Source organism: Acetilactobacillus jinshanensis, from assembly GCF_004359375.1.
Classification (GTDB): Bacteria; Bacillota; Bacilli; order Lactobacillales; family Lactobacillaceae; genus Acetilactobacillus; species Acetilactobacillus jinshanensis.
In genome coordinates this window covers 653515-666599 of sequence record NZ_CP034726.1, presented here as the reverse complement: position 1 = coordinate 666599, position 13085 = coordinate 653515, and the positions used below count along the sequence as shown (strand labels likewise).

The window sequence follows — 13085 nt, the reverse complement described above, 5'->3', positions numbered from 1 at the left end:
ATTATATTGGGTCTAATATTGCGTCACTTATAATTGAATTTTATAATATAAGCAAACTAGATAAACCATATTATTATAGGAATTAATGTACTTTGAATAAGCAAAGAAATTCAAGAAATCGAAAGTTAAATTTAGGTTAATGATGATACTTAATCTTAGGAGTGAGTAGATCATGTATAACAAGCGTAAAGTTCAAAAAGTAAACGATAAAAAAGTACTCCACAAAGTTAAGAAACATTGGGTCACGATCTCACTGGCATTATTGATGGCCATTGGTGGTGCTGGAGCTACACGGACAAAAGCAAGTGCAAATGATAATACCAATAATGGATCGGCTCGAGCTGAACGGATTGCTAGACAGCATCGGCTGCCACAGGGTAATAATTATTCACCGAAATATCTTGCTCAGCGTATGATGAGATTAGGTGCTGATTCTGGTACTAGTACTAGTTCTACCAGTGTTAACGCCAGTTCCAGTACTAATCTTAGTAGTAAGAGTATTGGTTCTAGTAATGTTAACGTTAGTTCTAGTCCTATTTCTAGTAGTAATCAGAGAGCTGATTCTACTAGTGGTAGTCAGCACATTAGTCGTGGATTCGGTGCTGAGCAGCTGTTAACTACGCCCTCGAATAGTACTAATACACACTCAACTCCGACTAGCCCACAAGTTTTCGGTTCTGTAGCATCAGCTGCTGCTGATGCTAGTTCCACTAAGGCTGATGAAAGTAGTGCGAATAACGATAGCCGTACCGCTAGTACCGATTCTGGCTCGATCGGTCAGATTAAAAATAATATCAGTGGCTTAATTACTTCAGCAACTGAATTTCGTGCTAGCATAAGTAATTTGTCAATGAGCATCGACAGTTATTCTGCTGGAATCAGTGAACTCAACAGCTACTTAACGATTGCTAATAGTATGGCATCTATTGCACGTACTAATGATACGTCCATAAGTAATGAAGTAAGTAATATCACTAATGATGCTATAAATGCATCGAATGCTGCCACTTCAGCATCAACAGCTAGTAGTATTTCATTAAATGATGACGTTAATAGTGCCAGTACAGATAATAAAGATGCTAGTGCCATTTTCAATAGTACATCGCTGTCTGATCAGATGTCTTTAATTAAGTCGGCTCAATCAACAGCAAATAGCGTTAATAATAACGCATTTAGCGTCATGAACAGCATCGATGCTATGTACATAGATAGTGCAAGTTACTTAACTAGCTTTTTGGCTTCATGCGTTCCAGCGTATGTTATGAATTCAAAAAAACAGACTGAAATTAAATCTATGCATGATGAAATTACCGCAATGCACACTACCGATGCGTCTAATTTGGTTTCTTCGGCCAATGCGGCTTCTTCTAATGCAGTAATCGCAATGAATAGTGCCCGGGCTAAAGTAACGCAGGATTCTTCTAATATTGGTTCGATTGCTTCAACCGTAAATTCATTAAGTGCTAAGGGTTCACTAACGTCTTCAGATTCAGTTAGTTATTCTAATGAAACCAGCAGTTTAGCAATTGATGAAGCTTCCTCTAATTCCGTTTATAATTTGAATTCTTATGATGCTGGATCAGATAGTATGGTTGCCACTTCAGCTAGTAATGCTGAAGCTTCCGATGTTGCTCGTGATCGAGAGAATAGTGCTACCAGCTACTCCAGTAATTCTATTAATAATAGTATCGTTTCGACTGACGTATTACTAGTAACGCAAGCACAAAGCATTTTTGATAATTTGAGTAACGTTTTAAGCACCGGCACTAATCAAGGGGATGCTTTTGATGCCGAGATTGTCCTTAACAATAGCAATAATAAGGGCCCGTACGCTTACGTTATTCAAGGTAAGCAAGGTGGTTCCGTTACCTTGACGGATGGAGAAACGTTTAACAATTTAAAAGCGACAAGTGATGGTAAGATTTCAGCTACGGATAAAGCAGGGAATCAGGTACTACTTAATTATCAGTTAGCTAATCATATAATTTCTCAAAAGCCAATTAAATCAACCACCATTAATCCGCAGATTAGTTTTTACTACGTCGACGGTAACGATAAGACAACGCTAGATACCGATTACACTCATCTGAATACAGGGATCGATTCCACGAATCCCGCTAATTCGGATGGTTCAATCAACATTCCAACCAACGTTTCTGGGTATTATGGTGAACCTTATCCTTTAATTATGAATGATTTTTACAATCCCAATTATGGACTATACCCTAACTTTAGTTTAGGACAAGGTGCCACGGATAATGATGAATTAGGCACCGTCGTTCTTGGTGAAGGCCAGGGTAACACGGGAACCGATAACTTTATGAACGGTAGTAATGATCACGGTAACTATTGGTACGGTGCTCGTGAAAATCATAAAAGCCGTCGGTTAAATCTGTATGCAAACCGTTATTTTGTTAAGATTGCTTATACATATGGAACTAATAAGTACTATGTCAATGCTCAGCCAATGGATAATGATGAAAGTCCTGCTCAACCGGCAGATCCGTATGATTATTATACAGATCAAGGTCATCAGGTATCGTTTAGTAACGGTGTACTAGCCGGTGTTGACGGCAATTCGGTAATCTATAATAATCAGAGCCAGTTTAACAGTGCTAACGTCCCACAAGGATTAGGAATTGGTAAGCCTACGGTAATACCTGTATTTGGTAAAAATGGTGTAAAAGGTACATACAATAATCCAACTGAAGTGGATATTCCGTTAGTACCCGTTAACCAAAATATTCAGGCTCCGGTATTACTAGCTAATTATGATCATTATCAAAGCACGAATAACCCTAATTATGATTCATCAGCTACTGGTCTGTATACGCCAGCAACGGTTACTTTCTGGAACACCCAGTATAATAAAGATAATAATTTCCAGATCTCACGGGGAGCCTTAAATTATTATGACCCCGCTAAGGATGAACCGACTTATCAATCTACAGATGGAACAAACTTTGATAATAAGTTTTATGAACCTAATAATAATAGCGTTTTAAATGGCTACTTCTTGATTAGTGAAGGTAATCTAAAAGACCAGGCTACCATTACTGGCCAGGGGGTACCCGGTAATCAATGGGATGGATTAACACGAGATCAACAGTTTATTAATGGTACTGGATACAGCATGATCGGTGCTAAGCAAGAATGGGTCGACATCAATAGTGGTCATATTGTACCGACCCCAACAGATCCCACCAAAGTGACGGCAAATATTCAGCAGGAAATGGTACCGATTATTTATTACGGCACCGTTAAACAGGGTCAGTATAATGATTTAACGACGGCACCCAATATTTTCTATAACTATCGGTTATGGGGCCCCGATAAGCGTGATCAAACTGATATTGATACGTATTACACTAACTTTGTAAATCCAACGATAGATAATGGTAATGGGATTGACCGTAATAATGATGATTTAAATAACAATCCTGAAAATTATGCTCGTAATTATGATAACCCTCAGGATTATAATAAAATTTCTGAGCATAATGCCCATAATATTCAGACTACCCAGCAAAACGCCAGCTACGATATTGCTCATAGTTTAGTCCCGTCGGGCACCATTATTCAGTGTTTACCCTACGTTAATATCGATCATTTTAAAGGTGAAGATCCTAATTTACCACAGAATGATTGGGTAGTTCAGATCGTTAAAACATCCAGTAATTCAAACGGAGAAGATAGTCAGGGTCATGGCAACGTTGAATTGCGTTTTCTTCAAGTTATTCCTAATTCCGTTAAATATTCTGCAGATGGCACTCCTACGATTGGATTATCAACACATCAAGGTGCCGTAACTTACTTAGGATTGGCTAACGGTGCTTCTAATGATGTCTTGACGGAAACGCCTAAAGTAGGTGATTCTGGGACACCCGGATATAACGTTTCCTATAAAAATAATCGTAATATTACATGGTATCCACAGAACGCCGCAGTCTTAGCCGATCAAGACGGTAACTTATGTGTGTATCATAATTCAGAAGATTCTGTCACCCAAAATGGTAATGGTAATAACATTGATGATTTAAACGGCTATTACACGTTATCCAATGGGAACTCTATCCAATTTGATGTTGTTAATACAATTGCTAGTAATGATAATAATATCCTAAGGTCTGATTCATCAAAGCCTAGTTATCAAGCTCAGGAAGTAACGAATGGTGCTGACGGCAGCGGGGCTAACTTCTATTTAGGTGACATGAACGCCTATGCTCAGCCGGTTAAGTACACCGTTCAGTTCCTAGGTTCCCAGAATTACATGACTGATGATGGAAAAAACATTACACCTGGTGGAAATGCATTTCCGTCACCCACTAATAATGGTGCTAATAATAACCAATTTTATCCGGGATATACTACAAATACATTTACGTTTGATCCGACAAATCGTAATACCCCAAATTATTATGATAATTTAGGCTTTGCTAATGATGAGATTTATTATAATAACATTGATGGTAAATTTTATTTGAAACGATATGGATCAAATAGTGATACGCCTATAGCCACGACCCCCATATATGATGCATCGACTACTCAGCCTGAGAGTAGTAACCCAAGTCAATTATTTACGGCATATGCTGACGGAACCATTTATTTAGATGATTCTAAAGGTCAGCCACAGACATTACTTACAAATAGTAGTGAATATAATGCTGACTGGAATCTTGCTCAACCAGGCTTAACTAAAATTCAGCAAGTTCATCAATTACTATATGATTCCGGCTATGAACAGAGTTATTTAGATTCCGTCAGAGACACTGAAAGAAATCAGGGTCATGAAATTAATAGCATGACGGGTCCAACGTGGACGTTAGGAATTGGTAACCCTCAATTAAATATCTGGCCTGATGGAACTAGCTTGACTGATAATGATAATGGCAAAGATTCCACGAACGAAAAAGCGGTCGTGTACCTTGCTGATAAACAGATTAAGGCCCAAAGCACGATTCACTTTGTTGATTTAGATACTGGTTATCAGTTTAGTGAAGGTAATAGCGGTAGTAACGCTATCACTCAGTTATTTAACGATGTGCAGGATAATAGTTCAAAAACTGGTAACAAATCTGAATTTGATATTGCCTCGTTTTTAAAGGGGATATCGGATGAAAGGACTTCCACGTTACAATCCGATGGAACCTGGAAATTGGAAACTCAGCTTCAGAATGGTGACAATGTAGATGTTTACGTTGTCAGGACTGATTCACCATCCGCCATTCAACCGGTTAACGATACTTTCATTTATGTGTCAACCGTTGATCTGGGTAATCCAAACGTTACCGGTAAGTATGACTTCCCGTTGGTCGTTCGTTATGAAGATACCGATGGTAACCCAATTGATTCGGAATCGGCATCGACGTCAGCCCAATCTAGTATGGAGGCTGATGCAGTAAGCCATTATAATTCTATAAATTCTTCGAAACGGACGTCATTAGGCGTTGCTATGCAGGGTGCGCATGATTTCTTGGTTGATGGACCGGTTGGTAATACTGTTAGTGATGCTATTAACGGTAAAAATACCAATGATCCTAGTAATACGGCTTATAAGACTTATTATAATCAATCTGGTAAGACATCTAATCCGTTCTGGGATTATACGCAGGAAGGATATCATGAAGTATACGTTATTCCAGGAGTCTACCGAACTGGTGATCAGGATTATTCAGCAGATCGAGATCACCTAAATGATGATCAGCATAATTTGTATATTTCTGGGACGCCCGTTAATTTAACCAATAACGGAGTCATTAAAAAATCCGTTGGTGAAGTTGGCTATACTCCCGTGATTACTATCGTTCTTCAAAGGAACCCGTCTGTAACACCTTATTATGTATGCCGAGATTTGAACGGTCAGACACACCTTACCCAATTAGGCAGTGCCGTTTATGTACCGGGGATTCCAACAAGTGATGCTAGTTATTCAGCTCATGGTTACAGTAATGCTTATGATCAAAGTGATTCAAGCGTTGGTAACATTGGTGTTAACGTCGGTAGTAGTGCTAATTCTATGTCAGCTAATTCTGAATATAATGCCGAATTGGACAACGCCTTCGTTAGTGAAATTGATGGACATACTGTAAAATCTGGTGGCACGTCGATTTCAGCCGGGTATAAATTACCTGGTACCGTAAATGATGATAGCTATGCTGAATTCAATAAGTTTTCTTACGCATCATCATATTATGATCAAAATAACAGTAACGCCAAGACAAATCTGATTGAAAGTAATTCCCAGAGTATCAACGTTAATCGGGATTCAGGAAATAATGACCCAATCTACGTTACTGCACCGGGAATTCAAATTCATTATCGTTTAGTTAATGATCAAAACTTAGACGGTGGAAATGGGTCACAATCAAATGTTGATTTAAATACTAAGTCGTTATATGCTCCGAACCCAATGCCAGGGACAGAATTTAATACAAACGGAAACGCCTCTTCCACGGATGAAACAACTTTGAATTATTATAAGACGTTAACTCATGCTACTGGTTATATCCCTAGGAATTACATCAATGATAATTATCAGGTCGTTGCTGTGACCGGGATACCGATGATAAATAGTAGTGTTTATGATGGTGATCAACTTCCAACTAAATTTACTTATGGATCTCAGAACGTCTATATTTACTTGCAGCCAAAAAGTCATATTGAAGTTCATTATATTGATGCCTTTAATGGTAAATCATTGAGCGACATTAGCGATAATGATTCGTTAGTTGCATACAACGGTAGTTTTGGAAGTATGAATACAACCACTAGTTCATCAGCTGGAGCTTCCTATATTAATAGTACTTCCGGTAGTTATACGGCTGGAGAATTGGTTTATAATCCACAGATTACTTTACAAAGCTTATATTCTAAAGGATATCGAATTGATTCAGGATATGTCGCTAATTATGGTAATAATTCTAGTGAAGTCAATATAACCACTAGTGCTGCTAATTCGACGTATTCATTGGATTATAAATTCAATCAAGCAAATGAAGATAGTTATAATTCGACCACTTCGAGTTATGACCAACATCATTTAATCTATAATATTTACTTGACGCATAGCTTGATCTCTGGTCAGACACGTTTCGCAACTGTAGACACTAAGATTACTTATAGTATGGCATCGAACGCTAACTATAATTTTATATCGCCAGTAGCACCCGGTGCATCTGATAGTTCTGAAGTTTATATTCAAAGCTATACTGAAGATGCGGTTACTCATTCGGATGAATCTGAAGGTGCATGGAGTTTGAGTGGTCAGAGCATTAGTAACTCAGATGTTTCACCAACTGTAACTGGGTGGCATCCAGACTTTTCATCCATTGCATTGCCTAATATTGGCTCAACATCTGCTGATTTAGATTCAGAATTAAATTCAACAAGTGGTGCAAGTTTCTCAGCACCGGCTCCTAATGATAATGGAACATTAAGTAGCGGCTCTACCATGTCTACTTACAGTAGTGCTTCTGATAAGTTTAGTATCATGACTGGTGAAGCTTATAATTATACTTATAAAGTCGTTTACTACCCAAACAGCTATTCTGATAAAGCTAGTGCAGGTGACGTTATTAATTATCATTTCTTAAATTCAAATGGTAGTGAAGCCTTTAGTTCAGTTAATTCCTCTGCTGAAAGCATATTAAATTATACGCAAACCGAAAGTTGGAGTAGTAGTGCTAATAATCCTAGTTATTATGTTGCTCGAGGCTGGTCTACCACGAGTTCTGCGTGGTCATGGAATAGTACGTGGGCATTAAGTTACATTAGTTCAGGAAGTGTTCGTTACCACTTAGCTAGTAATAATGCATACGATTCTTCAGTGTTGGGTGTTCATCATTATAAGAATGATAGTTCGATTGCTACTGGTGCTGATATTTCTAAATCTTTGAGAGCTAATAGCGAAACCAGCTTTGCACAGAATCTGTACTACATTCCTGATAGCTACAGCGTTGCCGTTAACTCAACGACAGCAACGGATACCATTTACTATCGTTTCTATGATGGTAATGGTAGTTTACTTACAACTTCCAGTTCTGTAGAAACGTTACATTATTCTCAATCCAGTAGCACCGATACTAATAATCCATCTGGTTATATTGGCTGGACGTCATGGAGTGCATCAGGTGCTAGTGCATTTAGTTCGATCATTCAAGATTCGTATAAAGATTATAAATTGAATGGCAATACTTCTGCTACGCCGTTCTATTCAGATGCCGGAAGTTTCGGGAGTGTCTCGGGAAGTTCTATGACAAACGATAAATTATCTGTAATCGATATGAATATTTCTTCAGCGGGAGTTATTGATGGTACTACAGCGTATGGTAGTTTATTCAGTTCTAAGAACAGTTATACTAATTGGGTAAATTATACGGAGGATCAATTCGCTAGTGAAACACAGAGTGTTGAAGTAAACGAGGTTTTTCACTATATTAATGGTGCCGGAAGTGACGTGAGTTCTTCCGTGTCGAATGGCTTGGTTTTATACACTCGAACTAATAATATCGATAAAAATAACGGTGCTAACGATAGCTTTGTCCCATGGAGTTTAGTTTCTGGTGATCATTTTAGTAATGTACCAAATAGCTTTAGTTCATCATCAATGCACGTATATGCTTCTGGTTATGGTGATTCCGCTACTAGCGGAAATAGTTTGGTGACTTCAGCACCATCATCAATAAGTGCAAGCGGTATTAGTGTAGCAAACGTTGCTAATCCAGCTAATAATGCTATCAATACTAGTGCATTTAGTTCGACGATCAATAACTGGATTTACTATGAACCTGATTCAATATCTAACGGAACGGATTGTGTGTCGGCTCAAAATACCGTTCAGTATCTGATTAATGGTGGTCCCGATAGTGGTAAATCACTTCAGTCAGATTCAGTTGATACGCTGAGATTTACGCGTACTGATAGTTACGATACTTATAGTGCTGGTTCGCTTGATCATCGGATCCATTCATATGGTAATTGGAGCGCCGTAAGTTCCGCTAACTTTGCGTCCATTAGTGCACCTTTATACTTGTCCAGTAATGGTAAGTATTATCACCGAGTAACGCCAAGTTATAGTTTAAAGAGTGATGGTAAAGATGTTTCTGAATTTGCTGCATCCACCATCGATTCCGGAGGCTCTGCAACAGACGCATTGACTTCAGCTTATGATGCTGTAAATCATAACGCTAATGCAACGTCCAGTGATGATAATAGCGGAGTTGCTACTTATAGTAGTGCGGTTTATTACGCTAGTGATTCTTATACGAGAGTAAGTAACAGTGCTTATGTTAATGAATTTATTCATTACCAGACAAGCGATGGTTCCGATGTCGCTACTAGTGCTTCGATGGGTTCAATTGAATATACTCAATTGGGATCCCAAGACTCCAATAATCCGAGTGTTAGTCTCTTAGGTTCATGGTCAACCACTAGCGCCTTCAGTAAAGCCCCGAGCAGGGCGAGTGTGTTTGGTTACCACATTACCGGCTCTAAGATGATTCCAGAAACCTCGGATTATGCATCGAACAGCTTAATCGCGGACAAGACTAGTACGATTGATGAATACGTATACTATCAAAAAGATAGCGTAAGTTCATTAAGTGATTCGGTCGAAGCCACGAATACGGTTAATTACTACATTCAGGGCGGCAGTACATCAGTTAGTTCTTCGGCAACCGATACGATTCAGTTTAGTCGTCTAGATGACTACGATGCTGTAACCCATACCCATAGTTACGGGGACTGGACATCGAATGTCTTTAATTCTGATAGTGCGGCTTCTGATGTGAGTTATAGTAGCGGTCATTATCATTTGGTAACCCAAAACGTGGCTGGATTGACGCCAACCGTTACTTCCAATGAATTAAGTTCCGCATATAGTTCCGCTAATTCAAATGTTGCAAGTGATTCAATCAGCGGTAGTGGTAAGTCTGGTAAGATTAGCTTAAGTCAGGATATCTACTATGCTTCTGATGTTGCCATTGACTTTTCAAGTGATGGGGAACTGACCGCTCACGCTAATATAACGATTAGTTACTTGAGCGATGGTAATCATAGTTCTTCTGTAGCTAGTACTTATCGTTCTGCAATTACTTATGGCCGTGATCAGTATCAAGATAAGTATAGTAGTGGTGTTTACAGCTACGGTGCGTGGACGATTACGAACGGTAGCAGCTTTTCTGAACCTGGGAGTCCGAGTGTTCCGTTATACCACGCTGTATCATCACAGCTGATTTCTTCTGATCTGCCAACTTCGTTAGATTCAATTAAGGCTAATAATAATTATTCATACACGGAAGATGTTTATTATGCACAGGACAGTGCGTCATCCCAGACGGCGAAAGTAAGTCGAAATATTGAGTACATCTTTAGTGGCCAGAGTAATGACGGTCGTAGTTATGATTATTCAAATTCCACAAGTACTCAAACCGTTACTTATAGTCGTCCAGGATTGTATAACCCTGATACTCATTCATTCACTTCGTCAGGTGCTTGGAGCCTATCAGAGGGAAGCTTCAATATACCGGCTTCTAGTTCACTTAGTGACGGCTGGCACGTCGCAAGTGTTGAATCCGGCTTTGATACTTATCCAACGGGCTCAGCTTTAAGTGAGTTAACCTCTGGTGAAAATAGCAGTCATACTTACGTGGTTAGTTATGCGCCTGACACCTTTATCCATAAGACTAATACCTCGAGTGCTACTGCAACGATTAACTATGTTGAATTAAGCAATATTAATTGGAATTCATTTACTGGTGATTCCAAAGTTATATCTTCGGCATCAAGTACCGTTACCATGTATCAATCCGAGGATAGTGATGAAAACAACTCTAGTTTTAATAGTTACGGATCCTGGGTTGCTAGTGGCTTTAGCTTACCGACTAGCCTGAGTATTTCTGATTGGACAAACGTGCATGGAGTGGCTAATGGCGGTGACTATATTCCGACTAGCTCCTTTAGCGTGGCATCAAATACTTCCGCTAATTACGAAATGAACGTTTACTACGTTCAAGATCCATGGATATCAAGTTCCGACATCACTACAGCTACCGATACCGTTAATTACTTAATTAGCGGAACCACTTCAGCACTTCGGTCGGCATCCACCACGTCCGTCACTTACCGTCGATCGGATAGTGTGAACGAAGTGACGAATGCTCATTCTACCGGTAGTTGGTCAACTGATGGTAAATTCGCTTCGGTATCTCATCCAGCAAGTCTTGCTTCATATGGACATCATTACCACGAAGTTAGTGCTGACGTGACGTTGCCAAGCGTAAGCCAATCTAGTTTAGATCAGGCATACAGTGGTAATTCGTCGGCTACTAGTTATTCAAATAACGTTTATTATGCATCTGATAGTACGTCTAATATAAGGAATACTTCGTCGGCAACCGCAACCATTAATTATATTGAAATTCAGAGTAATAATGACCATCTAAGTCGTTCAATAGTTTCTACAAAAGACTTATCGATTTCAATGAGTCAATCTGAAAATATTGATCATACTTATTCGAAATTTGATAGTTACGGTAGTTGGGTCGCAAATGGATTTAGTTTGCCAACCAGTCTCAGCATCGATGATTGGTCGACTAGCTCAGCTCTTAATAGTGGGTATATCCCAACCAGTTCATTTGCTGTGGCTTCTACAGAAAATAATTCACATGCGTCATACGTGATGGATGTCTATTATATTCAAGATCCAAGTGCTCAAAGTTCAGACGTTGTTACGGCTACCGATACGGTCAACTACTTAATCAGCGGGACTAGTTCAGCACTCAGTTCAGCATCAACCAGGACCATCACATACAGCCGCGCTGATAGTGAAGATCTGGTTACGCATGTCCATTCCTATGGTAGCTGGTTAGGTAGCCAATTCGGTTCGATCAGTGTTCCGTCTAGCATTATCTTTAACGACATTCGCTACCATGAAGTGAGTGCAGATAGTACTGTGCCGTCCGTAACGTCAAGCTCTTTGGATGCTTATTGCAATGGCAATCATAGTGCAACTAGTTACGTTAATGATATTTACTACGCACCTGATGTTTATCCATCACCGATAATCCCAAGTAGTAGCACTTCAACTAGTGGACGTACTCCATCATCAGTTTCTAAGAAGGTTAGTTCGAGTGCTTCTAGAAAGGCGAATAAAGCTAAACCATCTAACCCAAAGGCACCAAGCTCTAAGAAGATTAACCGTGATATTGCTCATCATCGCGTCACGCCTACCGATGCCGTTCACATGAACAAACATCAGTTAAAGACTGCTAAACTGATTGATCCAAAGCAGTATCCAAAGGTATTGCATGATCGTAAGGTTGCTCAATTACAAGGGATCAAAGAACAATTGACCCACTTGCAAAAGACACAGCTGACGACCTACAACCACGTTGCCCAAAAGGCTAACCGAATTGCTAAGCAGCTTACTCAGCAACCGACTAATACTCAACTTTATCGTGACGTTCTTCATCGCGTTGCCCTGGGAGCATCGGTCAACGACATGAACTACTTAGCCGTTCATAACTCTAAGGTTTACAAAGCCGTCAAGGAAGAACAGCTGAGATTGGGTGCCGAAAGCTCAATGGGTCAATTAAGTGGAAGCCGAATGGGACAGTCAAGAGGCCACACTGCTAACTTGACACCGTCTCAACGGTTTGCTTATGCAGTGCAGCATAACCCACGCTTAGCTCGACAAATGCTTGAACATTCTGGCCAGTTAAAGTTAGGTAGTCGTGAAAGAGCTCGCCTAGCTAAGAAATTGCCGCAGACTAACGAACCAATCGTTCATACTTCGGTATGGGCTTCAGTCTTTGCTGGTTTAGCAGCGATCATGACTGAACTTGGTCATGCGCTTGGCTTTAAGAAACGTCGCAAATAAATCTTAATAATTAAATCAAATCTAAGGTCTGATTCCAATTTTAATTGGAATTGGACCTTTTTATTTTTTGTGATTCGTGTATAATTATAATTTAAACTCTAAGGGCCCTTTCTTTTTGTAAGAATTGACACTTTTTAACTAAGTTATGGGCTATAATAAATTTAGAATATATTAAGATTTCAACACATAAAGTATAAATAACGAC

The 13085-nt window shown here is 39.3% G+C and carries 1 protein-coding gene; it reads left to right on the top strand.

Annotated elements, in window-relative coordinates; translation table 11 throughout:
• The first annotated feature begins 172 nt into the window (after positions 1-172).
• The gene (locus tag ELX58_RS03125) at positions 173-12880 is read left to right on the top strand and encodes a mucin-binding protein (RefSeq protein WP_133441706.1); all 12708 of its coding nucleotides are present in this window, start codon (positions 173-175) and stop codon (positions 12878-12880) included.
• Positions 12881-13085: the final 205 nt, after the last annotated feature.

What these genes read in the sequence shown, in the direction of transcription:
- ELX58_RS03125 (WP_133441706.1), top strand. Translation starts at nt 173, where the DNA reads ATGTATAACAAGCGTAAAGTTCAAAAAGTAAACGATAAAAAAGTACTC.